This window comes from Lysobacter enzymogenes, from assembly GCF_900106525.1.
GTDB classification, from domain to species: domain Bacteria; phylum Pseudomonadota; class Gammaproteobacteria; order Xanthomonadales; family Xanthomonadaceae; genus Lysobacter; species Lysobacter enzymogenes.
Window position 1 is genome coordinate 20865 of the sequence record NZ_FNOG01000005.1, and the last position, 25055, is coordinate 45919.

Here is a 25055-nt window from a genome sequence, read left to right on the forward strand (position 1 = left end):
CCAACGCAACGCGTTCCTGCCAGACGCGGCTGCGCCCAGCAGGCAACAGGATCGCCGCGCGCACCGGCGCGGCGATAGGTTCACAGTCGCTCGTACAGTGCATGTGGCAGATGGGAACGGTATTTGTTGAGGACAATTCCGATCACCCGCGCATCGATCGCGGCCAATTCGTCGAGCAGCGCGCGCACCTGTGCGGCACGAGTGGCCTCGGCCTCGACCACTACTACCACCCCGGCGGCGTGCTTGGCCGCGGCCAGCGCATAAGGGGCCTGCGCGTCAAGCACGACTTCGTCGAAGCCGCTCGCCAGCGCGTGCCAGGCCGCGGCGTCGTCCAGCGCGGCATAGTTGTCGCGAAAATCTCGCTGCGGGTGGGTCAGTCGGGCCAGCGCCAGACCGGGTGCGGCCAGCGCGCCGGCTTGCGGGAAGCAGACGGTTTCGTCCTCGACCTCGTCCGACAAGAGCAGAACCCGACGCTTACGCAGTTGCGCCGAGGCCGCCGCGTAGCTGTGTGCCAGCGCGGTCGTCCCCTCACCCACGCGCGCGGCGACGAACTGGACGATGCGGCCGCCTCCCGCGCTCGCACTCGCGTCGAGCCTCTGCACCAATTGCACCACGCGCGCATCCTCGATACCGAACAGGGCCGGTGTATCGGCTTTCATAGACGATCCTTCGATTGACGGGGCGACGCCGGGCGCCGACCGCGGCGGATCCGCGGCCAAGCGCAAGGCGCGCGCGCCGAATGCGACGCCGCCGAGCAGGTAGCGCCGCCACAACCGACGCGGCTCGCGGCCGAGCCGGTACAACCATTCCAGCCGAGCGCGCCGCATCCATGCGGGTGCGCGGGCGACCCGGCCGGCAATGAAATCCGCGATCGCGCCGCCGTTGATGATCAGCAACCGCTGCCCGGCGCTGTGCGCCCATTGCGCCAGATCCGCGGCGACGCGCTCCTGCTTGGGCATGCCCATCGCCAGCACGACCAGTTCCGGCCGCTCGCGCGCGACCGCTTCGAGATAGCATGAAGCCTCACCGAAGCCGTCCAGGGCGCAGGTCACATCGATGCCATAGTCCTCGCGCAGGCGGTGCGATGCACGCTGCAGGTACGGCTCGCGGGTACCGATCAAGACGGCGCGACGCCCGCCAAACGCCGCCAGCAATTGCGGAATCAGGTCGGTGCCGTTGGCATTCAGGCCCGGATCACGCGCCAGCAGGCGCAGGCAAGCAGCGATGCCGACGCCGTCGCGCAGCAGCACGTCGCTGCGGCGCAGGTCTTCGGCGAAGTCCGGATCGGTCCAGGCCAGATTGAAGGCGTGCTGGTTGAAGAACGACAGCACGGTCGTACCGGCAGGGTCGGCCAGACGCTGCAGCAAGCTCCGGTACTGCATCTCGTCGCGGACAATGCGCAAGCGCTCGAGTAGGCCGGACACCCGCCGCGCCGCGGCACCAGGCGTCTGCCCCTGCGTGGCCGCGCTCATCGCTGCGCCTGCTGGAACACTTCCTCGTACACCGCCGCCACCTGCCGCGCCATCGCCACGTCCGAATAATGCTCGCGCTGGCGTTGCAGTCCGCGGCCGGCCAGTACGGCGGCGCGCTCGGGATCATCCATCAATCCGGCTATGGCCGCCGCCAGCGCGGTCGCATCACCCGGCGGCACTAGCGCTCCGGCGCGGCCGTCGGCGAGCACTTCGGGAATGCCCTCGTTGGCGGTGGCCACTACCGGCAAGCCCAGTGCCAGCGCTTCGATCAGCACCATCGGCAAGCCTTCTCCATAGAGGCTCGGCAAGGCGAAAATATCGATCCGGGTCAGTTCGGTCGCGACCTCGCGGGTGAAGCCGGTCCACTCGACCTGCGCGGCCACGCCGCGCGCCTCAGCGTGGGCCAGCACGCGCTGGCGATAGACCTCACTTTCGAAGCCGCCGATCGCACGCAGGCGCACCGCCCTACCCTGTTGGCGCAACTGCGCCAGCGCATCGATCAGGATTTCCACGCCCTTGCGCGGCCGGAACAGCGCGACCATACCGAGCGTCCAGTCCCCTTGCGGCGCGATCCACGGCCGCGGCCCCAGATGCACCGGCACGCCGTTGGGCACTACGCGCAGCACCTCGTCGTCATAGCCTAGTCCGCGCAGGTAATGCGCGGTGCCGTGGGAGACCGCAATCAGGCGCGCGGCGCCGCCCGCGCCGAAGCGCTGGATCGCGCTGTTGACTCGATTGCGCAGCGCGCTTTCGGTGTCGCGGTCGGTGCGACTATGCACGTGGTGAAGCAGCGGCAGGCGCGCGAGCCGCGCGGCGAAGCGGCCGACCAATAGCGAGCGCACGGTGTGGGTGTGCAGCATAGCGTAGCCGCCGCGCTCTAGAAGGTCGGCGATCTCGCGCGACGGCCCCATATCCAGGCGCGAATGCATCGGCACGTTGACGATGCGGCTGCCGCGGGCGCTGCGTTCGCGCTCGAACGCGCCGGGCTTGAGGCAGGCGAAATCCACGTTCCAGCCAAAGTGCGGCAGTTGTTGAGCGAGCAGATCCTGCACCCGCTCTGCGCCGGCGTAGTGCTCTCCATTGATCAAGTGCAGTACCCGGTGCGGCTGCGACGGCAGCTGTTTACAGCCGCGACAGGCGTTGGTGACGGACGTTCGAGTCACGCGATCGCTCCGGTACGCATGCCGATGCGGCGCGGCGGCACCGGCCACGCTTGCGGCGGTGGGGGACGCCAGCCGCGATAGGCGCGCAGACAGCACAGCAGCGCGAACAGCAAGACTAGCGCGCTGGTCTTTGAGGCCAGCGAGTTGGTCGTTGAGGCGGTGATCAGGAACACCAGCAAGGCCCAGCGAGCCCCACTGCCCGCGCAGCGCCACAGCCAGTACAGGCCGGCACCTAGGCCAGCAGCGAAGACGAGGAATCCGAACACGCCGAGTAGCAATAGCATGAACAGCCAGAAGTTCTCGATCGCCTCCAGGTTCTGCGACAGACCGATGCGCAGCGCCAGTTCCTGGATCTGTTGCGGAGCGATGCCGAACAGCAGGTCGTAGCCGTCGAGATGGTCGAACACCTCGAAGATACGCAGCCGCACCGACGCACTGTCGTCCAGATACAGGCCCTGGAAGATGCGCGCGCCCAGGCCGCTCTTCCACACCGCGGCCGCGGCCGCCGGTGCGGCGATCAGACCCACCAGTAGCGCGCCGACAATGTGCAGGTAACCGTAGCGGCCGGCGCGCAGGCCGGCGCGCGCACGTAGCACCGCCTGCACCAACAGCGCCGACGCGCTGAGCAGAAAGCTGGCTCGGCCGCCGAACGCCAGCAGCGCCAGCACCAGCAAGCCGCACAGCGCCCAGCGCCGCAGCGAAGGCAGTGGCAGGTCCAGCGCGGCCAGAAGGGCGACGCTGGTCAGCAGCGCGTTCTCCAGCGGATGACCGAGCAAGGCGGTGGCGCGGAACTTGTCCTCGATCACCGCCACGCCGCCGGCCACGGTGTACGGCACCACGTGCCGCTGCAGCGCTACCTCGACCAGACCGATAACGGCGTTGGCCACGACCGCCGCCAACAGCAGCCGACACAGCCCGCGCAGGCGCGCGTCGCCCAGCGCGACCAGCACCAGCGCGGCGACCGCCGGCATCATCAGCGTATCGATGAAGAACGCTGAGCCCGACGGCCCGTGGCGCAGCAGCGAATACGCGAAGGCAAGCACAACGGCCGCCAGGTAAGCAGCCAGCAACGGCTGCGCGCGCAGTCGTCGCAGACCTTCGACCAAGGGGTTGCCGCAGGCGGCCAGCGAGCAGGCCAGGGCCATCAGCAAGGGGTAATCGCCGGGATGCAGCTTGAACCAGAACGGGCCGTAGGGCGCGTCGTAGGGAATGCCCAGCACGGTCAGCAGCGCCGGCGACAGGACCAGGTAGGCAAGGAGCGCCAGCGCGGTCAGCACCGCCGCGGCTGCCTGCAGGTTTGGCTGCGGCTGATGTGCCCGCAGTAAACGGGATCGGGGCAGACTTGGTCGAGGCTCGGTTGTGGCGTTCATCGCGCACGCTGCCTGTAATCGGTCTTGGCTTCATCGCCGCCGGCCGCGCCAACGTGTGCAGCGGCGGAATTGCCTCGCCCCACTGCGCCGTTCCGCGCGCCCAGACCGAGCGCCTGCAGCGCAGCCGGCTCCAGCATCCCGCGCGACGCGCCGGTGGTGTTGCTGTGAGCGGTCAGGCCGAAATCGTCGGCGTAGTTCCACACCGACCAGCCCCAGCCTTCGGCCTGAGCCAGTGCGCGTACATCGCCGATCCAGCGATAGCGCGACGCCGGGTCCACGCCGTCGCGGATCACTCCAAACTCGCCGCAGTGTATCCGCACCTTGTGGCGCGCGGCCCAGTCGCGCAACGGCTGCCATCGCGCTGCGATGCGCTCGCGGTCCCAGCCGTCACGGAAGTAATCGGCGATCTCCGCGCGCGCGCGCCCGCGGTCGACGCCGCCGTCGATATGCGGCAAACGCGCCTGCGCTGCCTTGGCCGGATAGCGTACGGCGCGCCAATGGCCGGCCGTGGTCCACTCGTCGCCCCGCATCCAGCCCGCGCCCTGATGCGTGAACACATACGGAAGGTAATAGTGGAAGCTGTAGACCAGCCTGTCGTCGTCGAGCGGTTCCAGTTCGACCAGCCCCTCCAGGCTGCCGCCCTTGCGCCCGCTGACGATCAGCGTGCGCTCGCGGTCCGCACTACGCACCGCTGCGATCAGGCGCCGCTGGTAGCGGTTCCACGCCGAAGCGCCGGTCCAGCCGTAATAGCCGGGTTCGTTGAACAGTTCGAACGCCACCCGCTGCGCCGGCAGCGTTCGCCATCGCCCCGCCAGCGCCTTCCACAGCGCGACGTAGCCGTCCGCCCAGACCGCATCGCGCTCGATCGCCTGCTTGGTCTGCTCGCGAGGATGCAGGTCCACGATCACGTCGAGCCCGGCTTTGAGAGCGGCATCGATGGCCGCCCGCAAGCGAGCGTCGTCTAGGCCCGGTCCTCGCTGCGGCGACCAGCCCAGGGTCACGGGATCGACCGGGATGCGGACGTGGTCAAACCCGGCCGCGCGCAGGGCGCTCAGTTCCGCGGCGCCCACCGGCGCGCCGGCGCTGGCTTCGAACCACCGGCTTAAGGCTACGCCGCGGCGTAGCGGCACTGCCTGCGCGAGCGCACACGCCGCCAGCCACAGCGCCACGCATGCGCACGCGCGCAGGGCGCGCCGGCACGGCGGCCGCATCAGCGCTCCACCTTCGGCAGCGTCGCCAGCACCGGCAGGCCGAACGTGCGCTCAAGCTTTTCCGGCGACTGGAAGCTGCTGCGCAGCGCCTCGCTGAGGAACGCCGCGAGCAGTGCCGCGGCGATACTCAGGCAAAGCCCGATCGCCAGGATCGGCAGGCGCGCGCTCTTGGCCTTGAGTGGCCAACTCGCCGCTTGCAGCACGCTGACTGTCGTGCGCCGTTTCTGCTCGCTCGCCTCGGTGATGCGCGCAGCCTCGAGCTTGCGCGCGTAATTGCCGTAGCTGTCCTCGAGCAGTTTCTGCTCGCGGCTAAGGCCTGCCAGTTCGATCTGCTGGCGGCTGAGTTCGTCGGCGCGCCGGCGCAGTTGCTTGAGCTTGTCCTGCAGCGCGGTGCGGCTACCGGCCAGCGCCGATTCGTCCGAGCGCGCGCGCAGCAGGTCCAGTTCGGCGGCCTCGCGCACCGGATTTCGCCCGGTGCGTACCGTGGTCGGCGGCGCCTTGCGCTGGCTGCGAATGAAGTCCTCGGCAGTGGCCACATCCTTACCGGCGTTGATCACCAGCGGGTTGCCGTCGACGTAGCGCGCGCGCAGCCCTTGCTCTTTCAGCCGCAGCTCCAGCAACTGCCGCGGCACCTGCGGATCGCCGAGGCTCTCGCTGAACTGCACCAAGTTGGCTGGGGTCGCCTTGGCCAGCCGGGCCAGGGTCTTGGCTCTCTCGCTGGCGGTGCGCGCCTGCTGGTCGGTATCGTTAAGGCGCGACTCCAGTTCGTTGCCCTGCTGCAGCAGCAGACCGATCTGCTGGCTGTAGTCGACGATGCCGTGGGCGCGCTTGAATCGGCTCAAATCCTGCTCGGCCCTTTGCAGGCGTTGATCGACCCTCGCCACCTGGCCTTCGAGAAAAAGCACCTGGCCGTCGGAGAACACCGCAGCACGACGCGCCAAGTAAGTCTGCAGCAGCGTTCGCAGCGCTGCCTGGGCCAGCACAGGGTCGCGGTGCGAGAAGCCGATTTGGATTACCGTGGCGCCCTTGAGCAGTTGCGCGTCCAACCCCTGCCGGAAGCGCTCCACTGCCTGGTCGAGCTTCGGCTGCTTTGGGTCCTCGCGCTGGCGTCCGATGTCGGGATACAGCCGGTCCAGGCCGATACGTCGGACCGCCTCGGCGATCAAATCGCGGCTGGCCAGGATCTGGGTCTCGGCGGTCAGCGCCTCGGTGCGATCGAACATCAGCGGCATCGCGCCGCCGCTGCTGCCATCGGTGTTGTCTGCCACGTACACGTACTCATGACCCAGCCGTACCAGCACGCTGGCCTCGGATTGGTAACGCGCGCTCGGTAGCAGCGCGGCCAGCAGGGTCACGCCGAAGCACAATGCGAACGCGGTAACGATGCGACGCTTGTCGCGGAATGCTGTCTCAAGCAGTTCGCGCAGCGCGGAAGCGGGAGCCGGCGCAGGCCGGGAAGCGGAGCCGCGGTCGAGGTCCTGCTCCATCAGTTCCCTGACCGGTTGTTGTCGTTGAGGTCATAGGAGAACCCCACGTTGACCGGCAGGTTGCGGCGCACGTACTGGTCGATCCACTTGTTGACTCGCGAAATTCGCGAGGGTACGGCCAGCACCACGTCGAAAGGCTCAAGCAGCGGATCGTTGCCGTCGTCGGCACCGCGGCGCGCCTGCGAGGCCACGTCGGCACGCAGGACGCGAGTAGCGCCGGCTGCGTCGCGGCGCAGGATCACCACCCTATTGGCCGCGGCGCGGTCCGTCAGGCCCTGGGCCACGATCAGCGCGCGCATCAGGGTCAGCGATGGCAACAGCGGCTGCGCCCCGGGCCGGCCGACTTCTCCGCCGACGAATATTTGTTGGCGGCCGAAGCCCTTCTCAACGTCTACCGATACTTCCGGGTAACGCAGGCTGCCGGCATAGGCGCGCTTGAGCGCATCTGCCAACTGCTGCGGGGTCTGTTCGGAGGCCTGGACCTCGCCAACCAATTGCAGATGAATGCGGCCGTCGGGGCGCACGGTGACGGTTTCGTTGAGCTCGGGCGCGTAGAAGAACTTGAGCGCAAGCTCATCGCCTGCGGCGATGCGGTAGTTGGAACTGGTCGCGGCCGGGGCTGGCACTTGGGCGACCGCAGACGACGTAGCCAACACCAGGAAAAGTAGGCCAGGCGTTAGCCACGCCCAACATAGCGTGCCGCAGGCCCACCGCCGCCAAAGCGATATTCTTGAGTTTCGGCATCTATCCTCCGACGGCCTGAGCGACCGCCCCCCAAAATCACCCTGGCTCATCGCTTCCTTCCGACCTGCATGACTGACTGAAAAAGGTCGCGCATCCTCCTGATGAGGGAGAAATAGAGCCGAATCGGGAGTCCGATCAGCCTCTATGACGCGACAAAATAATGTGATGGATGTCGCATTTTATAGGTCGCCGGTGTCGATGCTCCATCGACACGCGCTCCGCTTCGAGCAATTTCTGAACCGCATGAATGGGTGCCGCTCAAGGCCAGCCAAGAACACGTGTTGAATTCGACTCGCCGACACCTAACCCGCATCGATCAGACGCGCACACGTCTGCCGCCGCCTCACTCAATACGCAGACTTTGCCGAAAGCACTGCGGGCAGCGTCCGCAGTAGAATCGATAGGTCCAGCCACAGCGACCAGTTCTCGATGTACTCCAGGTCGTACTCGACCCGGCGCTGGATCTTCTCGATCGTGTCGGTCTCCCCGCGGTAGCCATTGACCTGGGCGAGTCCAGTAATGCCCGGCTTGACCCGATGCCTCGACACGTACTCCAGCACCGCGTCCTCAAACAGTACATTGCCCGCTTTAGTCGCGGTCGCATGTGGGCGCGGACCGACCAGAGACATGCTTCCGGCAAGTACGTTGAACAATTGCGGCAGCTCGTCGAGGCTGGTCTTGCGGATGAAGCGCCCGACCCTGGTCACCCTTGGATCATCGCGCAGGGTCTGCTTCGCGGCATTTTCATCGCGCAAGTCGTGATGCATGGAGCGGAACTTGAACACCTCGATCAAACGATGGTTGTAGCCATAGCGCTTCTGCCGGAACAAGACCGGCCCCGGCGAATCCAGCTTCACCGCAAGGGCGAGCAGCGCCATCAGCGGTGAGAGACACAGAAGCGCAACCGCCGAGAGCACGATGTCTTCACCGCGCTTGAATACCGGCGCCCACCCTTGCAGCGGCGGTTCGGCGACTACGAACATAGGCACCCCAGCTACCGGCACCAGTTTGCGGTGGGCGAAGTGGAAGCTGCTCATGTCCGGCACGAGCAATACTTGTACGGGCAGCCTACGCAGTCGCTGGGCCAAACCCTCGTTACGGCCACGGGCCTGGGCGGGCAGCGCCAACAACACCTGATCGATGCCGCCCTCACGGATCAATCGCTCAAGCTCTTCGATATCGCCCAACCTGCGCAACGAGGAAGGCGGTGATTCGTCCAGGCGGTGACGTCGGCGATCATCGATGTACCCGACCAGCCCGGAGATCACATCGGCGCGATGACTGATCTGCTCGGCCAAACGCAGAGCGTTTTCGGTCATGCCTAAGATCACCGACCGCTGAATGAAATGGCCCAAGCGGATCCGTCGCCGAAACTCCCACAGCAAGAGTAAGCGCCCGCCTACGAACAGCACGAAACTGAGTCCGAACCACAACATTAATGCGCCGTCAGGCAGTGGGCGCAAAAACCGGAAGAGCAGGTGCATGACCATGACCAAGCCGAAGGTCGCCATCCACGCCAGCAAGGTACGACGGATCAGCAGCCGGCCACCGAACATCTCATGTCCGTACAAACCAAAGCTGTTAAACACAAGGACGCACAACAGGCCAGCCCAGAGCGCTAAAGCGATGTAGTACGGGCCCGACAATGTCGCTAATAAGACCCTCGTCGAACTGAACAGGGACGTCGACTCCAGGGCGTACAACGCTAGGGCGCCAGAACAGACAACGATTAAGAAATGAGTCAGGCGCGCGATGGCGACAACGTTGCGCACAGCTGAGGGTCGAACAGATGCGAACAAAGCACTTGAAAACTCCAACCCTATAGACCCCTAGCCCCCCTTGATCACTGGAGCTTGATTTCATGAGCGTCAAGAACGAATGATCGCCATCACCCAAAGATGAAAATGATAAACGCTAGCTCGGCCCTCTCGTTGCCTAGTACTTGCGCAACAAATCTGATAGGCGCGACCCAACTACGATAGGTTCGCGAATGCCACGGATGCTATTCAGGCTGGCTTATCTCGCACCGCTGGGCTCACCGACAAGGCCGCCACGCAGTCATGAAAACAAAGACAGTCGACCGCTGCTGGTGCCGGCCTTCTCTCGTGCCCTACCGCCCCTCGCGCGCCGCAGCTGCGTGAAGCCGCTCATTCCACCGAGAACGGCATCTGCTTAAATTGGATGGAAGACGTTAGTAGTCGTCGATCAGTTGATTCGCTTGACAGCTGCGATCTGAAAGTTTGGCGCGATTTTATTTCTTACTTCCAGCTAATTCGGATAGTGAAGGATTTCAACGTAGCTACGCCATACACCGCAGCACCGCTTCTTGACACGTGCAGACGCAGAAACCGATACCGCAGCGGCCTGGATTTCGACATTGCCTAAGCAAACGGCAAACAACGTTTCACTCAATCGACCGAAGCCAGACACGCTCAAACTACAGAACGACCGCTTCCGATTGTTCTCAACGCCACTGAAAGACCGGCAATGGCTAACAACCGCGGGCTGATGCTTCCAGTGCTGGCCACTGTTCTGCTGGCACGGGCGTACCCGGCGCCGGGCGGCGTTACGTCAATCCACAAAGTTATAAGGCTACAGCGAATCAACTTGCCTGAACCCACGCCGGGAGTCTGGCGCCGGCTGCGCACTGACGCGCTCCTGCTCAACGCCGGATGCGCAATGCGCTGCTAAGGGCATCAGAAGCGAAACGCCGCCGTCAGCCGCACGCTGCCGACTTCCAGATCCTCATCCGCGCGGCGCAAGTCGGTGCCGTTTGCATTGACCAACAGGAAGGGATTATTGGCCGGCGCGGCGCCGCGGCTTACCCGCACACGGTAATCGTCGTCGCTGACACGCGTGTACAGGTATTCGAGCCCGACCGAGAAGTTGTCGAGCACCTTGCGCTCCACGCCCAGACCGGCCTGCCAGCCATCGGCGCGGTCGTCGCCGCTGGGCGCGAACGCATTGGCGGCGTTGCTGGTGGCGAAGCTATGGTCGATCTTCGCGCGCACTGCGCCCGCGGTCGCATAGAACAGGTAGTCGCCGCGCGCGCCCGCCGTCCAGCCCACTCGTCCGCGCAGCGCCAGGGTATGGCCGAGGTCGCGGGTCATGGTGTAGAACGCCGGCGTGGTGCTGAAGCCGCTGACGCTGTCGCGGGCGTCGTTCTGCGTGTACTCCGCCAGCACGCCGAACACCCAACGGCCGCGTTGCCAGTCGTAGCCGCCGCGCACGCCGTACTCGGCACCGCCTTTGTCGTCGCGGCAACCCGAGGCGGGGGTACGGCCGCCGGCCGCACCGTCGCAGAAACCCGGCGAGAACGCGTCGGCGCCCGCGGCGGTGCGCACAGTGTCGCCATAGCGGCCGTCGAGGCCGGTGTCGAAGTCGAGCCGGCTGGCGCCGCGACTGTCCGGTTCGGAGCCGCCGAGGTTTCCGCCCAGGTAGAAGCCAGACCAGTCCCCGGGCTGCTGGGCGTGGACAGCGGCAGGAAGCAGCAATGCGCTTGCGCTGGCGATCAGGAAGGTACGACGTAAGTCCATGACGAACTCCTCGGAATGAACGGGGACAGCGGACAACCATCCGACCTACGTCGCGTTCGCGAATGTGGATGCAAACGCCCACGACGCGGCGGTTAAGCCCGTTCAGCGCATCGGCTGCATCCGCTCACGCTTTGTCTGCGTAAGTCCGTGCGTCGTCACACTACGAACGCACCTATGGCCACCGCCCTCGCCTGCCTGGCGCTGATCTGTTTTGTGCCCTGTGCGGCGCACGCAGCCTCCGACTACTACGAAGGCGAGGCGTTCTCGCCCGACGGCGGACGCCTGCTGTACCGCGAACGGCACTGGGCGCAGCAGCAAGGCGGAGCGACTCAGCGCATCACGCTGTTCGTCTGTCCGGACGGACGCCCGTTCGCACGGCGCATCCTGCGCGAGCGGGCCGGCGCCGCAGCGCCGGATTTTGATTTCGAGGATGCGCGCGACGGCTACCGCGAAGGCCTGCGCAGCGAGCGCGGCCAGCGCGTGGCGTACACGCAGGCGCGCGGAGAGCGCGAGCGCAGCGCGGTGGTCGAGGTGCCGCAAGGTGGCGTCGCGGACGCGGGATTCGACGCGCGCATGCGCGAGCTCTGGCCGCAACTCGCGGCAGGGCGCTCGGCGAGCGTTGCGTTCCTGATTCCCAGCCGGCTCGCGTTCTACGAGTTTCGCGCCGAGCCCGAACGCCCCCAGCCCGACCCGGCCCAACTGCGCGTGCGCCTGCGCATGGACGCTTGGTACGCGTTCGCTGTACCCGATATCGAGCTGGTCTACAACGCGACCGGCCGGCGCTTGGCTTCGTTTCTCGGCCCGAGCACCATCCGCGACGAACGCGGCCGCTATCGCAAGGTGCGCATCGTCTTTCCCGACCGAGCGGCGCCCCCGCCCATGCAGGCCGACGCTGCGGCGGTCGCGCCCTTGAGCCGCCGATGCGGCCCTTGACTCGTCCCATTCGTGTGCGCGGATACCGACGCGGGCGCATGCGGCGGCGATTTTGCCGGATCGGTGGCGTTCCCGTAGTGTATGGCCTGCCCGCCATCGACGCTGCCTCTCTGGTAACTCAGTCCATGACCGAATCGCCCGCAGATCCGTCGTCCGTGCCTGCCAATGAGGCGCAAGCCCAGTTGCTGCGGGCCGCCCTGGGGGACCGATCGGCCTTCGAGGCGTTGTTCCGCAACGTCTCCGGCGCGCTGCTCGCGGTGTGCCTGCGCCTGATTCCGGACCGCGCCGAGGCCGAGGACGTGCTGCAGGAATCCTTCGTTGCGATTTGGCACAAGGCCGATCAGTTCGATCCCCAGCGCGCGACCGCGATGACCTGGATGATCGCGATCGCTCGCAACAAGGCCATCGACCGTCTGCGCGGCAGCGCGCATGCGATCAAACGCGCCAGCATCGAGCTCGCCGACGAACTCGGCGACGAGGCCCCCTCGCCCGCGGCGCGCGCCGAAGCGATCAGCGACGCCGAACTGCTGCGCACCTGCCTGGAAGCGCTGGAACCGCGCCGCCGCCAGCTCATCCGTACCGCGTTCTTCGAAGGCGAGACCTACGAAGAACTGGCCCAGCGCACCGGCTCGCCGATCGGCAGCGTCAAGAGCTGGATCCGCCGCGGCCTGCTGCAACTTCGAGCGTGCCTGGAACGATGAACATCCACGACCACCAACCCGATCAGGAGCCGCCCAGCGCCGAGGTGCGCGCGGGCGAATACGTCCTCGGCGTGCTGGACGAGCAGACACGTGCGCAAACGCGTCAGCGCATACGTAGCGACCCCGCGTTCGGCCGGCTGGTGGCGCAATGGGAGCGCCGCCTCAACCTGCTCGCGCAGGAACTGCCGGCGGCGCCGGTGTCGCCGACGCTGTGGCGCGGCGTGCGCACCCGACTGGGTTGGGACGAGGCGCGATCGTTGTCGTGGTGGGACCGCGTCGGCCTGTGGCGCGGCCTGACCGCGGCGACCGCGATCGCGGCGCTCGCGCTGTTCTGGACAGGCCGCGCGCCGCCCGTGGCGCCGCCGTCCACCCCGCCGGTGGCGCAGGAAGAGGAAGCCGCGCGCCCGGTCACGCCGCTCACCCGCGAGGACGGCCGGCCCGGCTGGCTGGCCTCGGTCGACAAACGCGCCGGTAAGGTACTGATGGTGCCGATCCCCTCGCCCGCCGACGCGCAGGGCCGGGTCGGCGAACTATGGATCATCGCCAAGGGCGAGGCGCCGCGATCGCTCGGCTTCGTCTCCAACGAGAAGGCGCACTCGGTCGCGGTGCCGACCGAGCTGCTGTCCAAGCTGGTGGTCGGCAGCACGTTCGCGGTCACCCTGGAGCCGGCGCAAGGCATTCCTCATGCCTCGCCGACCGGGCCGATCGTGGCCAAGGGCGACATCGGCGCGATCTGATCGCGCCGGTCATGTCCGCGCAAGGGCCGGTGCGTTTAACGGCTCTTGCGTGAGCGCGACGGCAAGCCTGGCGCGCGTGCATGCGGCGTGAAAAAGCCGCGCCGATGCGAGCGAAAAGTTTTCCGCGCAGTGCATCCGCGCTCGAATGCCATGCGTAGGTCCGGGTAGCACCGTTACCGGACCTCGCGATGCCGCCGCTCCATCCCTCGCCGCACCCCGCTCCCCGCCGTCGCTGGCTGGACACGCTCCGGCGCTGGGTCGACACCTCGGCCGCGCCCGGCGCTCCCGTCGACGGCGAACGCGTGGACTGGCTGCGAGCGGTCCCGTTTGCACTGCTGCACCTGGGCTGCCTGGGTGCCATCTGGACCGGCGTCTCACCGGTGGCTCTGGCCGTCGCCGCAGCGCTGTACGTGCTGCGCATGTTCGCGATCACCGCGTTCTACCACCGCTATTTCTCGCACCGGACGTTTCACGCCTCACGCGCGGTCCAGTTTTTCTTCGCCGTGATCGGCGCGGCCAGCGTGCAGCGCGGGCCGCTGTGGTGGGCCGCCCACCACCGCCATCATCACCGCCATACCGAAACCGCCCTGGATCCGCATTCGCCGGTCGAACACGGATTCTGGCGCAGCCACATGCTGTGGTTTCTGACGCCGCAAGCGTTCCGTACCGACCTGAGCCGTGTGCCCGACCTGGCCGCGTACCCGGAACTGCGCTGGCTCGACCGCTTCGATACGCTGGTGCCGGTGCTGCTCGCGCTCGGCCTGTTTGGACTGGGCGCCGGGTTGCAGGCCGTCGCGCCGCAGCTCGACACCGGCGCCTGGCAAATGCTGGTGTGGGGATTCTTCATCTCCACCACGGTGCTGTTCCACGCCACTGTGACCATCAACTCGCTGGCGCACCGCTACGGCCGCCGCCGTTTCGACACGCGCGACAACAGCCGCAACAACCTGTGGCTGGCGCTGCTGACCTTCGGCGAAGGCTGGCACAACAACCATCATTTCTTCCCCGGCAGCGCCCGACAGGGTTTTCGCTGGTGGGAGATCGACCTGACCTACTACGGACTGCGCGCGCTCGCCGCCCTGGGGCTGGTGCGCGATCTCAAGCCGGTGCCCGCCTGGGTGCTCGAACGAGCGAGGAGCTGAGTATGCGCATCGCTGTCATCGGTTCCGGTATCGCCGGGCTGGCCAGCGCCTGGTTGTTGCATCGCGAGCACGACGTGGTGCTGTTCGAGCGCGATCGACGCCTGGGCGGGCATACCCACACCCATGAGGTGCGCATCGGCGAACGCGACTACCGCGTCGACACCGGCTTCATCGTGTTCAACACGGAGCATTATCCGCTGCTGAGCCGGCTGTTCGAGGAACTTGGCGTGGCTTCGCGGCCGACGACCATGAGCTTTTCCGTGCAGTGCCAGCGCAGCGGCCTGGAGTACAACGCCACCGACCTGGACTCGCTGTTCTGCCAGCGGCGCAACCTGCTGTCGCCGCGCTTTTGGGGCATGGTGCGCGACCTGACCCGCTTCTACCGCAACGCGCCCGACTTGCTGCAGGACTTTGGCCCAGGCCCTACCCTGGGCGAATATCTGCGCCGCGAGCGCTACGGCGCTGCTTTTCGCGATCTGCATTTGCTGCCTATGACCTGCGCGCTGTGGTCGCTGCCGGTCGAACGCGCGCTGGAATTTCCGGCGCGCTATCTGGTGCGTTTCATGGCCAACCACCAGATGCTGCAGGTTTCGGGCCGGCCGCAGTGGCGGGTGGTCGACGGCGGCTCCGACCGCTACCTAACCGCGATGCGCTCGCGCTGGAACGTGCGCGAGCGCAACGGTTGCGGCGTGCTGGGGCTGCGTCGCGACGCCGATGGGGTGTGGGTACGCCACGCCTGGGGCGTGGAACGCTTCGACCATGCGGTGATGGCCTGCCACAGCGACCAGGCCCTGGCCCTGCTCGAAGACGCCAGCGACGAAGAGCGAGAGATCCTCGGCGCCATCGGCTATCAGCCCAACGACGTCGTGCTGCACACCGATGCCCGCCTGCTGCCGCGCCGACGCAAGGCTTGGGCGGCCTGGAACGCCTACGTGCCCGCCGATCCGGCCGCCGGCTGCACGGTCAGCTACTGCATGAACCTACTGCAGGGCCTGGATGCGCCCGAGCCGATCGTGGTCACACTCAACCGTAGCGCCGACATCGATCCATCGAAGGTGCTGGCGCGCATGCGCTACGAGCATCCGGTGCACGACCCGGCCGCGGTGGCCGCGCAACAACGCAAGCCCGAGATCCAGGGGCAGCGCCACACCTGGTTCGCTGGTGCCTATTGGGGCTGGGGCTTCCATGAAGACGGCATGCGCTCGGCGGTCGAGGTGGCGCAGGGCTTGGGCGCTGCTGCCGGCGCGCGATTCGCACTGGCGCCGCACCGCGATCCTGGGCCGCGCTGCGATGCGCAGGAGGCCGCATGAGCCAACTGGCGGTCACCGATTCGACGTTGCACAGCGCGATCTACGAAGGCAGCGTGCGCCATCGCCGCCACCGACCGGGCGCGCATGCGTTCGCCTACCGCATGGCCCAGTTGTACCTGGACCTGGACGAGGTCGAGCGCGTGTTCGAGCGCCGCTGGTTGTGGTCGGCCCGCCGTCCCAATCTCGGCCACTTCCGCCGCGAGGACTATCTGGGGCCTGCGCGTATACCTCTGTCGGACGCCGTGCGCGAACGGGTGCAGCGCGCCTGCGGCCGCAGGCCGCAAGGCCCGATCCGACTGCTGACCCATCCGCGTTACTGCGGCTACGTGTTCAATCCGGTCAGCTTCTACTACTGCTTCGGCGCCGATGGCGGCGCGCTGGAATTCGTCGTCGCCGAAATCACCAACACGCCATGGGGCGAGCGCCATGCGTACGTGCTGGACGCCGAGCGTGCGCAACGGCGCGGACGCGCCCTGCTGTGGAATTTCGACAAACGCTTCCACGTTTCGCCGTTCATGCCGATGGCGCGGCGGTATGGCTGGCGATTCACCGAACCGAACGACGACCTGTTCGTGCACATGGATGTCTACGACCAGGATCGGCGCGACTTCGACGCGACCTTACGGCTGCATCGGCGTCCCTGCGACGGCCGCGGACTCGCCCGCCTGCTGTGGCGCTATCCGTTGATGACCGCGCAAGTGGTCGGCGCCATCCATTGGCAGGCCCTGCGCCTTTGGCTCAAGCGCAATCCTGTGTACGACCATCCCCACAAGACCCGAGGCCACGCATGAACCGCAGTCTCGCTTCCGCCGGCAAGCGCGGCGGCGCCAGTTACACCGGCCTGGACGCGATGCTGCGGCGTCGCCTGATCGCGCAGCTCGCCGTCTTGCGCCACGGCCGCATCCGCCTGTGCGACGAGTTCGGCGAGTTGGTGCTCGGAACGGTCAGCGCCGATGATCCCGACCGCCTTGAAGTAACCATGACCGTACGCGATCCGGGTTTCTATCGCGCCCTCGCGGCCCACGGCAGCGTCGGCGCGGGTGAGGCCTTCATCGAGGGATTGTGGGACTGCGACGATCTGGTCGCCCTGGTCCGGCTGCTAGTGCGCAACCGCGACCTGCTCGATGCGATGGAGGGCGGCTGGGCCCGCCTCGGTGGCTGGGCGCTGCGCGCCTGGTACCGCCTGCAGCGCAACACCCGCGCCGGCAGCCGCCGCAACATCGCAGCCCATTACGATCTGGGCAACGAATTCTTCGCCACCTTCCTGTCCACCGACCTGATGTATTCCAGCGCGGTCTATGCCGGCGAGGATGACGCGCTGGAAGCGGCTTCGCAGCGCAAGCTCGACCGCATCTGCCGCAAGCTCGATCTGCGCCCCGGCGACCGGGTCATAGAGATCGGCACTGGATGGGGCGGTTTCGCCGTCCATGCCGCCGGCCGATATGGCTGCCACGTCACCACCACCACCATTTCGCGGGAGCAGCATGCCGAGGCCGCCCGACGGGTGCGCGAGGCCGGCCTGGAAGACCGGGTGACCCTGCGGCTGGAGGATTACCGCGACCTGCGCGGCGAGTACGACAAGCTGGTGTCGATCGAAATGGTCGAAGCCGTCGGCGCGGATTTCCTGCCCGGTTACTTCGAACGCTTGGGTGCCTTGCTGGCGCCAAACGGGCTGGCGATGCTGCAGGCGATCACCATCGAGGACCATCGCTACCGGCGCGCTCTCGGTGAGGTGGATTTCATCAAGCGCTTCGTATTTCCAGGCAGTTTCATTCCGTCGATCGCCGCCCTGCTAGAGGCCAAGACCCGCGCCTGCGACCTGGCGTTGGTGCAGCTCGACGATTTCGGCCCGTCGTATGCGTTGACGCTGCGGGCCTGGCGCGAACGATTCCTGCGCGAACGCTCGCGCATCGCAGCGATGGGCTACGACGAGCGGTTCCTGCGCTTGTGGGAGTTCTACCTGTGCTACTGCGAGGGTGGCTTTCGCGAACGCTCGATCGGCGTGGCGCAGATGCTGTTCGCCAAGCCCGGACACCGGCGCGCAGTGCGGCTGCCGGAGACGGAGTTGATGGCGTGAACGTCTGGGTCGAGTTCGTCGCTTACCAGGCCGTGTGGTTCGTGGCGGTGATCGCCGCCGGCAACGGCTACGCGTGGCCGGGCATGCTGACCGCCGCGGCGTTCGTGGGCGTGCAGTGGTTGCTGTCGCCGCGACGGACGGGCCTGACGATGCTGGCGGCCTTGGCGCTGCTGGCCGGGACGCTCGTCGACGGGGCGCTGGCATTGAGCGGCTTGGCGCGCTACGCGGCCGCGTGGCCATCGCCACAGTCGGCGCCGGCCTGGATCCTGGGCTTGTGGTGCGCATTCGCGACCACGCTGGCCGGCAGCCTGCGGGTGTTTCAGACGCACTTGTACGCGGCTGCGCTGCTCGGTGCGGTCGGCGCGCCGCTGGCCTATCTCGGCGCGGCGCGCGGCTGGAGCGCGGTCGCGTTCGCCGAACCGGCGTGGCGGGGATTGGCCTCGTTGGCTGCGGGTTGGGCGCTGGCGCTGCCGGCGCTGGCGTGGTCTGCGCGCCGGCTCGCGCAGGCGCCCGCCTCCACCGCGGGAGCGTGCGCATGAGCTGGACCATGACCCTGCTGATGATCTGGGCGGCGATGGCCGCGGTAATGACCGCGGGCTGGCTGTGGCAGCGCCGGCGCGACAACGCCGGCATCGTCGACGTGCTGTGGTCGGCCGGCGTCGGCGCCGGCGCGGTGGCCTGCGCCGCGTTCGGCGCTGGAGACGCGCGCGTACGTCTGCTGGTGGCCGTGTGCGGCGGGCTATGGGGGCTGCGCCTGGCCTGGCATCTGTGGCGCCGAGTGCGCAGCGAGGATGAGGACGGGCGCTACCGACACCTGCGCGCGCATTGGCAGGGGCACCAGGGCAAATTCTTCCTATTCTTCCAGTTCCAGGCGCTGCTGGTTCCGCTGTTCTGCCTGCCGTTCGCCGCAGCCGCCGCCAACGCGTCGCTGCGCGCGCCGTGGCTGGCGGCCGGTGTGGCGGTGTGGGCGCTGGCGTGGGGCGGCGAGGCGCTGGCGGACCGGCAGCTCGCGCGCTTCCGCGCCGATCCCGGCAACCGCGGCCGTACCTGCGACACCGGGCTCTGGCGTTACTCGCGCCACCCCAATTACTTCTTCGAATGGTTGCATTGGTTCGCCTATGCCCTGTTCGCCGTCGGCTCGCCGCTGGCGTGGGTGGCCTGGACCGGGCCGGCGACGATGTACCTGTTCGTGCGTTACCTCAGCGGCGTCCCGTTCACCGAGGCGCAGGCCTTGCGCACTCGCGGCGAAGACTACCGCCGCTACCAGCAACGCACGCCGATGTTCTTTCCGTGGTTCCCGCGCGCGTCGCGGGAGCGTTCCGCGCAGGAGAAAGCCCAATGAATTCGTTGGTGTCCGAGTCGTCTACCCTTCCCGCCTACGCGCCCGACCGGCGCCCCGCCGCCGGCCTGCTCGGGCTGGCCGAGCGCGGCTGGCTGCCGGATGCGGCGATCCGCTACGGCATCCGCGGCCTGTGCGCGCAGCGCCTGCGCGAGGAACGCGCCGATGGTCTGGGCGGCCAGCACGATCTATACCGAGCGCGCATCGAGTTGTTGCGGCAAAGCCCGATCGCGATCCACACCGACGCGGCCAACGGCCAGCATTACGAGCTGCCGCCGGAGTTCTTCGTCCAATGCCTGGGGCCGCGGATGAAGTACTCCTGCTGCTATTACCCCACCGGCGAGGAGACCCTGGCGCAAGCGGAAGAGGCGATGCTCGAGCTCTACGGCCGCCGCGCGCAGCTCAAGGACGGCCAGTGCATCCTCGAACTGGGCTGCGGTTGGGGATCGCTGACCCTGTGGATGGCACAACGCTATCCGTCCGCGCAGATCGTCGCGGTGTCCAACTCGCAGCCGCAGCGCGAGCACATCGAACGGCGCTGCCGCGAACTGGGGCTATCGAACGTGATGGTGATCACCGCCGACGTCAACCGCTTGAACCTGGAACCGATGCGCTTCGATCGTTGCGTCTCGATCGAGATGTTCGAGCACATGCGCAACTACGAGCATCTGCTGCGCCGCATCGCCGGCTGGTTACAGCCCGATGGCAAGCTGTTCGTGCATATCTTCTGCCACCGCGAGCTGATGTACCCGTTCGAGACCCGGGGCGAAGACGACTGGATGGGCCGCCACTTCTTCACCGGCGGCCTGATGCCGGCCGCCGACACCCTGCTGTGGTTCCAGAACGACTTGCGCATCGACAAGCGCTGGGTGCTCGACGGCACTCATTACCAGCGCACCGCCAACCATTGGCTGGCCAACCAGGACGCCCGCCGCGGCGCTAGCGACGATGCGTTGGAGGCCGCCTACGGCGATGCCTACCGCTTGTGGCGGCAGCGCTGGCGGATGTTCTGGATGGCCTGCGCCGAGCTGTTCGGCTACGACGACGGGCAGCAATGGGGCGTCGCCCATTACCTGTTCTGCAAACGTTGAGGAATCGTCATGATCTCTCATCTACGTTGTGTCGCCGTGCTCGCCTTGATTCCCGCCCTGGGCGCCTGCGCGAGCCCGCCGCGCCCGATGCCGCCGGTGGCCTCGGTCGACCTGCCGCGTTTCATGGGCGACTGGTACGTGATCGCCCATATCCCTTCACGGCCTGAGCGCGAGGCCTTCGATGCGGTCGAGTCGTACCGGCTGGATGAAAAGGGTCGGGTGCGCACGACCTTCACATTCCGCAAGGGCAGCCACGACGCGCCGGTAGAGGCGATGCATCCGACCGGCTTCGTCGAGCCCGGTACCGGCAATGCGGTCTGGGGCATGCAGTTCGTCTGGCCGATCAAGGCCGAGTATGTCATCGCCTATCTGGACGAGGACTACACCCGGACGATCGTCGCGCGCAGCAAGCGCGACTACGCCTGGATCATGGCCCGTTCGCCGCAGATCCCCGATCAGGACTACGCCCGACTGGTGGAGCGTCTTCGCGCGCTCGGCTATTCGACCCGGGACCTGAGAAAGGTGCCGCAGGCGCAGCCGTCGCAGGGCGCGGCCGAACGCGGCGCGAACTGAATCGCCACAAGCACGTCGAAACCGCGATCGGCGCGTCGCGCGCCGAGCAAGCGCGCGATCGGATGTTGAAGAAGAACTGAGCACCAGACCCGCTCTGGCATCGCATCGTTTATCGCACGCAAGACGACTTTGGACTGGCGTTGCGCCATCGCTACTGGGAAGGGCTAGCTGTGGCGGAGGCCGAGCACTTCTTTGAGCTCCAGTTAGCTAAGCACCAGTTTGAAGTCGCTTGGACGCAGGATTTCATTTTTGCCCACCGCGATCTACAACTCGCCTTATCTATCGCGCAATGGCGATACTGCTGTTGGGCGGCTACCCGACAAGGCGCCTCTGTAGCTCTTCAGCAGCGTGTGCCTGCGTTGGCGCTCGTACGCGAAGCGATCTATCCAGTGCATCACGCTACTTGCCATTATTTGTGCCGTGACACGTTACGTAGTGGCCTATGTGTTGATTTTTGGACCCTACAATCGGCTTCATGTCTTGCGGTTGATAGCTCGGACGCTGCAGCCCTGGCGACCCAGAGAGCTGATCGTTCCTGGCATGCGCTACGTGGATGGCGCTCAGTTGGGTGTGCCCATTACGCCGTCGGGAGCAGGCCCCCGCTCGATTCTCCTCAGCGGCTGCAGCCTACGTGCCTTTGCAGCCTACGTGCCTTTCTCGCCGCCTACGTGCCTTTCTCGCCGCCTACTGGCGTTAACGCCTGCCGTGCCCTCAGACGACGGCGCCGACACCTGGGCGGGAGTCGACACCAAGGGCACCTGCCCCGCTATGCGATTGTTCTGCGCGGTGGCGATGGACTGTGAGAACGGCAGACCAACGAGCCGTTCCCGCGCCTGTCCGTGCGGTGCCCGCCACTCAAGCACATGCCGGCAGCACTAGTTGGCGGATGGCAGCGCGCGCTATTGATTCACGCCTTAGCGGCGCCGGGCATGCGCCTCACCGGACCTGCCCGACGTCGCCACGGCCGACGCCGCTCTCAATGGCTCGCGAACGCAGTGGTGCGGCCATCGCGGCCGATGAGTTCCACGGTGTAAGGCTCCGCCCTGCCGTCCGGCATCTCCATGCCGGGCGAGCCCATTGGCATTCCAGGCAGCGCCAGCCCCTTGGCATCGGGCTTTTCCGCCAGCAAGCGCTTGATGTCGCCGGCGGGAACATGGCCTTCGACCACGTAGCCGCCGACTTCCGCGGTATGGCAAGAACCCTTGCCGTGCGGCACGCCCAACCGTTCCTTGATCGGATTGAGGTTGTCCTGGTTCTCGACCGCCACGGTGAAGCCGGCTTGCCGCAGATGCTCCACCCACACGCCGCAGCAGCCGCAACTCGGGCTCTTGTGCACCACGACGTGCGGCAATGCGGCCGATGCGCCGGCCGGCGCGGCTTCCGGAGCAGCCTTCGCAACGGGAGTCGGAACGGCCGTCGAGCCGCCCTGGGAGGAATGCGAATCGGTACAGGCACCGAGCGCCAAGCTCGTGCTTGCCAGCAAGGCGGCGGCGCAGATCAATCGGGTAATCGTCACAAGAACTCCATTAGTGTCGGGTTTTGGGAGATCGGCGAAAGCCGTGCGCGACGGCCGCGCACGACGCTAGCGGCCGATCTTGGTCAGATCTTGAAATCATCGAACGCAACCTGCGCCTCCGGGACTCCCAGACGTTGCAGCAACTGGCGCGTCGCCGCCAGCATTGCCGGCGGGCCGCACAGGTAGAAATCGCAGTCCAGCAGGCTCGCATGTTCCTTCAGCAGATGCTCGTGCACCGCCTCGTGCACCAGCCCGCGCAGCAGCGCGTCGCCGCATTCGGCGGCTTCCGACACGACCGGATGCCAGCTGAAGTTCGCGTTGTCCCGCGACAGCGCCGCCATTTCGTCCATGTACGGCGCGTCGCGTGCGGTACGGGTGCCGTACCAGTAGTGGATGCGCTCCGTCGCGCCGCGGTCGAGCAGCGAGTGGATCATGGCCCGCAACGGCGCCATGCCGGCGCCGCCGCCGATGAAGATCTTCTCGCGTGCGTTGGCGCGCACGGCAAAGTCGCCGAACGGGCCGCTGAAGCGGATCCGATCGCCGGGCTGCAGGCTGTACAAATAGGTCGAACCCCTGCCCGGCGCCTGCCGCTTGCGGTCCTGCCGGCCGGGGCTGAAACGCACCAGCAGATGCAAGCGCCCGTCGGCCTTGTCCACCGGCAACGACAACGAATACGAGCGCCGCGCCGCCTCGCGATTGCACAGCGAGTCGGGCAGGTCCAGCGCTTCCCAGTCGCCGCGGTGCTCGTCGGGCCGTGCGATGCGCTCGCGCGGGAATTCGTAGTCGGGCACGTGCACCTGCAGATAGGCGCCGGGTTGGTATTCCGGGCCCGGCGCGTGCCCGGGCTTGAGCACGATCTCGCGCAGGAACGGGGCGACCGCCACGACCCGCTCCACCGTGGCGTCGTGTTCGGTCCACAGGTTCGGGCCGCCCGCCACCTCGACCTCCATGCCCTCCTCCAGCGGCAGGTTGCAGGCGAGACGATAGCCGATCTTCAGCTTGCCCTGACTCAGGTGCGCGCGATCCGCCGCGGTCGGCGGCGGCGGCGAGGCGCCGCGGTAGCGCACCTCGCACAGGCCGCAACTCTGGCCGCCTCCGCAGTTGGACGGCAACTGCAGATCGTTGCGCGCCAGCGCCACGTACACGCTGTCGCCGGCCGCGGATTTGACCGTGCGCAGTTTTCCGCCGTTCGCCGCATACACCGTCAGCTCGCGCGACCGGCGCCAGCGCTCGGGAACGAACTCGCGCAGATGGAAGCTCGCCACCAGCAACCACATCCCGGTCAAGGCCAGCCACAAGCCGCCGATGCCGGTCCCGACCACCAGCGGGTTGTTGAAGTTGGAGCGGCCGGCGTAGTCCATGATGTGCAACATCCAGAACACGTCGAACACGCGCCAGGTCGAGTTGCGATGCGCCAGCACTTCGCCGGTCTGCGCCGACAGATACACGGTGGTGCGGTCGGCGTCGTCGAAGTCCACCCGCCACGAACGTCCTTCGTGGGTGCGCGCTTCCTGAGTCCAATCCAGCAGCACCGGCGCCTGGGCCTGGCCCGGGCCGCTGTAGGACGCCACCGCCAGCGCGCGCGCGAGCGTGCGATCGATCGTCAGGGGGCGTCCGTCGCGGGCATCGAACAGACGCTGGCCATCGCGGTCGGCGACCCGATAGACCGGCCGGTCCAGCAGCCACGCCGAGGCGATCGATTGCGCCGACACCGCCCGCTTCAGCACCGCCTGCGCCGGCACCGTGTCGGCCGGCCATGCCCGCTCGGCAGGCGCATGCACGCGAAACTCGTGCCCCTGCACCTTGTCATGCGACAACAGGCTCATGACCAGTCCGCTCGCCATCCACAGGACGAACTGCAAACCGATCGCCAGCCCGAGCCATTTGTGAATCCTGCGCATCCACGGCGTCATGCGCTGCGCCTCCAACGGAAGCTGTAGAACATCAGCCACGCGCCGCTCAGCGCGAACAGCAGCCCGACCGCCGCCGCCACGCGCAGCAGGGTGTTGTTGACGTCGCTGCGGGTGTCGTAGTCCATGATGTGGAACATCCACAGGAAATCGAACCAACGCCACAGGCTGTGCCGGCGCGCGAGCAGATCGCCGCTGTCCGGGGAAAAGTACAGCGTGGTATCGCCGCTGTCGGCGAAGCGAACCGCCCACATCGGCACCGGTCTCCTGGCCGCTTCCTGCGGCGCCCTGGTCACCCATTCCACGCCGACGATCTCGGCCTCGCCCTGGTAGGCCTTGCGCGCCAGCGCGACCGCCGCGTCGCGTTCCAGCGGGCTGATCCTGGCGCCGCTGGCGGCATCGATCAGCGCAACCTGCGCGCCCTGGCGGATTTCGTACACGTCCCGATCCAGAAGCCGCTTGAGCTTGAACGAGGTGATCCCGGGATAGCGCCCCATCACAGCGGCCTGGTCCATCCGCGGCGTGGCCGCCTGCAACGCATCGCCGGCCGCATGCGCGAGGTGGTCGCCGTGAATCACATCGATGGGAACCACGGTCATGTAGACGCCGCTGATCATCCACAGCAGCGCCTGCACGCCGACGAACAGGCCGATCCATTTATGGGCGCGACGCGCCCAGAACGAAGGTTTCATGAAATCTCCCGCAATGCCTGGATGCCCTGCCGGCCGCTTCGGCTCGCGCCG

Annotated in this window: 22 protein-coding genes; 11 read left to right on the plus strand and 11 right to left on the minus strand. The window is 67.1% G+C overall.

Features of this window, described 5'->3' with window-relative positions:
- Positions 1 to 80 precede the first annotated feature (80 nt).
- From BLU84_RS27510 to BLU84_RS13815, 8 genes are all read right to left on the minus strand, one after another.
- The gene (locus BLU84_RS27510; protein WP_083382569.1) at positions 81 to 1472 is read right to left on the minus strand and encodes a WecB/TagA/CpsF family glycosyltransferase; all 1392 of its coding nucleotides are present in this window, start codon (positions 1470 to 1472) and stop codon (positions 81 to 83) included.
- Complete coding sequence (locus BLU84_RS27515) at positions 1469 to 2683, minus strand: glycosyltransferase (protein ID WP_211664539.1); 1215 nt, start codon at positions 2681 to 2683, stop codon at positions 1469 to 1471. The genes BLU84_RS27510 and BLU84_RS27515 overlap by 4 nt, the downstream gene beginning before the upstream one ends.
- Positions 2632 to 3912 carry a VpsF family polysaccharide biosynthesis protein gene (locus tag BLU84_RS27520; RefSeq protein WP_074868042.1) on the minus strand — a complete coding sequence of 427 codons (1281 nt, stop codon included), beginning with the start codon at positions 3910 to 3912 and terminating at the stop codon, positions 2632 to 2634. Before BLU84_RS27520 ends, BLU84_RS27515 begins: the two co-directional genes overlap by 52 nt.
- Positions 3913 to 4001: 89 nt before the next feature.
- Positions 4002 to 5174, minus strand: coding sequence for a glycoside hydrolase family 5 protein (locus tag BLU84_RS13795; RefSeq protein WP_170849169.1), 1173 nt, complete (start codon positions 5172 to 5174; stop codon positions 4002 to 4004).
- 41 nt (positions 5175 to 5215) lie between these two features.
- Positions 5216 to 6703, minus strand: a complete 1488-nt coding sequence (locus BLU84_RS13800; protein ID WP_139174994.1) for a GumC family protein — start codon at positions 6701 to 6703, stop codon at positions 5216 to 5218.
- Positions 6703 to 7329 carry a polysaccharide biosynthesis/export family protein gene (locus BLU84_RS13805; protein ID WP_170849170.1) on the minus strand — a complete coding sequence of 209 codons (627 nt, stop codon included), beginning with the start codon at positions 7327 to 7329 and terminating at the stop codon, positions 6703 to 6705. The genes BLU84_RS13800 and BLU84_RS13805 overlap by 1 nt, the downstream gene beginning before the upstream one ends.
- Before the next feature lie 465 nt (positions 7330 to 7794).
- On the minus strand, positions 7795 to 9264 hold the full coding sequence (locus BLU84_RS13810; RefSeq protein ID WP_425479388.1) for an undecaprenyl-phosphate glucose phosphotransferase: 1470 nt from the start codon (positions 9262 to 9264) through the stop codon (positions 7795 to 7797).
- A gap of 879 nt (positions 9265 to 10143) precedes the next feature.
- On the minus strand, positions 10144 to 10983 hold the full coding sequence (locus BLU84_RS13815) for an outer membrane protein (RefSeq protein ID WP_074868055.1): 840 nt from the start codon (positions 10981 to 10983) through the stop codon (positions 10144 to 10146).
- Positions 10984 to 11157: 174 nt separating this feature from the next.
- On the opposite strand from BLU84_RS13815, the gene BLU84_RS13820 reads away from it, so the two are divergent.
- The 11 genes from BLU84_RS13820 to BLU84_RS13870 all read left to right on the plus strand — a co-directional run bounded on the left by BLU84_RS13820 (position 11158) and on the right by BLU84_RS13870 (position 20886).
- Positions 11158 to 11916, plus strand: coding sequence for a hypothetical protein (locus BLU84_RS13820; protein ID WP_074868058.1), 759 nt, complete (start codon positions 11158 to 11160; stop codon positions 11914 to 11916).
- A 125-nt stretch (positions 11917 to 12041) separates the two neighbouring features.
- On the plus strand, positions 12042 to 12617 hold the full coding sequence (locus BLU84_RS13825; RefSeq protein ID WP_083382571.1) for a sigma-70 family RNA polymerase sigma factor: 576 nt from the start codon (positions 12042 to 12044) through the stop codon (positions 12615 to 12617).
- Positions 12614 to 13354, plus strand: coding sequence for an anti-sigma factor (locus BLU84_RS13830; RefSeq protein WP_074868061.1), 741 nt, complete (start codon positions 12614 to 12616; stop codon positions 13352 to 13354). Before BLU84_RS13825 ends, BLU84_RS13830 begins: the two co-directional genes overlap by 4 nt.
- 188 nt (positions 13355 to 13542) lie before the next feature.
- Positions 13543 to 14496 carry an acyl-CoA desaturase gene (locus BLU84_RS13835; RefSeq protein ID WP_074868062.1) on the plus strand — a complete coding sequence of 318 codons (954 nt, stop codon included), beginning with the start codon at positions 13543 to 13545 and terminating at the stop codon, positions 14494 to 14496.
- Between the two features lie 2 nt (positions 14497 to 14498).
- Positions 14499 to 15806 carry an NAD(P)/FAD-dependent oxidoreductase gene (locus tag BLU84_RS13840; protein WP_074868066.1) on the plus strand — a complete coding sequence of 436 codons (1308 nt, stop codon included), beginning with the start codon at positions 14499 to 14501 and terminating at the stop codon, positions 15804 to 15806.
- Entirely contained in the window at positions 15803 to 16597 is a 795-nt protein-coding gene (locus BLU84_RS13845; RefSeq protein ID WP_074868068.1) for a DUF1365 domain-containing protein, read from the plus strand. Before BLU84_RS13840 ends, BLU84_RS13845 begins: the two co-directional genes overlap by 4 nt.
- Positions 16594 to 17883: an SAM-dependent methyltransferase gene (locus BLU84_RS13850; RefSeq protein ID WP_074868070.1), complete on the plus strand. Its 1290-nt coding sequence runs from the start codon at positions 16594 to 16596 to the stop codon at positions 17881 to 17883. Before BLU84_RS13845 ends, BLU84_RS13850 begins: the two co-directional genes overlap by 4 nt.
- The gene (locus BLU84_RS13855; RefSeq protein ID WP_074868073.1) at positions 17880 to 18422 is read left to right on the plus strand and encodes a DUF2878 domain-containing protein; all 543 of its coding nucleotides are present in this window, start codon (positions 17880 to 17882) and stop codon (positions 18420 to 18422) included. The genes BLU84_RS13850 and BLU84_RS13855 overlap by 4 nt, the downstream gene beginning before the upstream one ends.
- Entirely contained in the window at positions 18419 to 19225 is an 807-nt protein-coding gene (locus BLU84_RS13860) for a DUF1295 domain-containing protein (protein WP_074868077.1), read from the plus strand. Before BLU84_RS13855 ends, BLU84_RS13860 begins: the two co-directional genes overlap by 4 nt.
- Complete coding sequence (locus BLU84_RS13865; RefSeq protein WP_083382572.1) at positions 19222 to 20313, plus strand: SAM-dependent methyltransferase; 1092 nt, start codon at positions 19222 to 19224, stop codon at positions 20311 to 20313. Before BLU84_RS13860 ends, BLU84_RS13865 begins: the two co-directional genes overlap by 4 nt.
- A gap of 9 nt (positions 20314 to 20322) precedes the next feature.
- Positions 20323 to 20886 carry a lipocalin family protein gene (locus BLU84_RS13870; RefSeq protein ID WP_074868081.1) on the plus strand — a complete coding sequence of 188 codons (564 nt, stop codon included), beginning with the start codon at positions 20323 to 20325 and terminating at the stop codon, positions 20884 to 20886.
- Between the two features lie 976 nt (positions 20887 to 21862).
- On the opposite strand, the gene BLU84_RS13875 is transcribed toward BLU84_RS13870, so the two are convergent.
- From BLU84_RS13875 to BLU84_RS13885, 3 genes are all read right to left on the minus strand, one after another.
- The gene (locus BLU84_RS13875) at positions 21863 to 22402 is read right to left on the minus strand and encodes a DUF411 domain-containing protein (RefSeq protein WP_233431140.1); all 540 of its coding nucleotides are present in this window, start codon (positions 22400 to 22402) and stop codon (positions 21863 to 21865) included.
- 83 nt (positions 22403 to 22485) lie between these two features.
- Positions 22486 to 24315: a 2Fe-2S iron-sulfur cluster-binding protein gene (locus tag BLU84_RS13880; RefSeq protein WP_139174995.1), complete on the minus strand. Its 1830-nt coding sequence runs from the start codon at positions 24313 to 24315 to the stop codon at positions 22486 to 22488.
- Entirely contained in the window at positions 24312 to 25004 is a 693-nt protein-coding gene (locus BLU84_RS13885; protein WP_074868090.1) for a PepSY domain-containing protein, read from the minus strand. Before BLU84_RS13885 ends, BLU84_RS13880 begins: the two co-directional genes overlap by 4 nt.
- Between the last annotated feature and the right edge of the window lie 51 nt (positions 25005 to 25055).

Bases quoted from the DNA above. Each gene is read 5' to 3' on its own strand.
- BLU84_RS13845 (WP_074868068.1), top strand. From the start codon at position 15,803: ATGAGCCAACTGGCGGTCACCGATTCGACGTTGCACAGCGCGATCTAC.
- BLU84_RS27510 (WP_083382569.1), bottom strand. From the start codon at position 1,472: ATGAGCGCGGCCACGCAGGGGCAGACGCCTGGTGCCGCGGCGCGGCGG.
- BLU84_RS13885 (WP_074868090.1), bottom strand. From the start codon at position 25,004: ATGAAACCTTCGTTCTGGGCGCGTCGCGCCCATAAATGGATCGGCCTG.
- BLU84_RS13850 (WP_074868070.1), top strand. From the start codon at position 16,594: ATGAACCGCAGTCTCGCTTCCGCCGGCAAGCGCGGCGGCGCCAGTTAC.
- BLU84_RS13880 (WP_139174995.1), bottom strand. From the start codon at position 24,315: ATGACGCCGTGGATGCGCAGGATTCACAAATGGCTCGGGCTGGCGATC.
- BLU84_RS13830 (WP_074868061.1), top strand. From the start codon at position 12,614: ATGAACATCCACGACCACCAACCCGATCAGGAGCCGCCCAGCGCCGAG.
- BLU84_RS13860 (WP_074868077.1), top strand. From the start codon at position 18,419: ATGAGCTGGACCATGACCCTGCTGATGATCTGGGCGGCGATGGCCGCG.
- BLU84_RS13820 (WP_074868058.1), top strand. From the start codon at position 11,158: ATGGCCACCGCCCTCGCCTGCCTGGCGCTGATCTGTTTTGTGCCCTGT.
- BLU84_RS13835 (WP_074868062.1), top strand. From the start codon at position 13,543: ATGCCGCCGCTCCATCCCTCGCCGCACCCCGCTCCCCGCCGTCGCTGG.
- BLU84_RS13815 (WP_074868055.1), bottom strand. From the start codon at position 10,983: ATGGACTTACGTCGTACCTTCCTGATCGCCAGCGCAAGCGCATTGCTG.
- BLU84_RS13870 (WP_074868081.1), top strand. From the start codon at position 20,323: ATGATCTCTCATCTACGTTGTGTCGCCGTGCTCGCCTTGATTCCCGCC.
- BLU84_RS13800 (WP_139174994.1), bottom strand. From the start codon at position 6,703: ATGGAGCAGGACCTCGACCGCGGCTCCGCTTCCCGGCCTGCGCCGGCT.
- BLU84_RS13865 (WP_083382572.1), top strand. From the start codon at position 19,222: ATGAATTCGTTGGTGTCCGAGTCGTCTACCCTTCCCGCCTACGCGCCC.
- BLU84_RS13825 (WP_083382571.1), top strand. From the start codon at position 12,042: ATGACCGAATCGCCCGCAGATCCGTCGTCCGTGCCTGCCAATGAGGCG.
- BLU84_RS13840 (WP_074868066.1), top strand. From the start codon at position 14,499: ATGCGCATCGCTGTCATCGGTTCCGGTATCGCCGGGCTGGCCAGCGCC.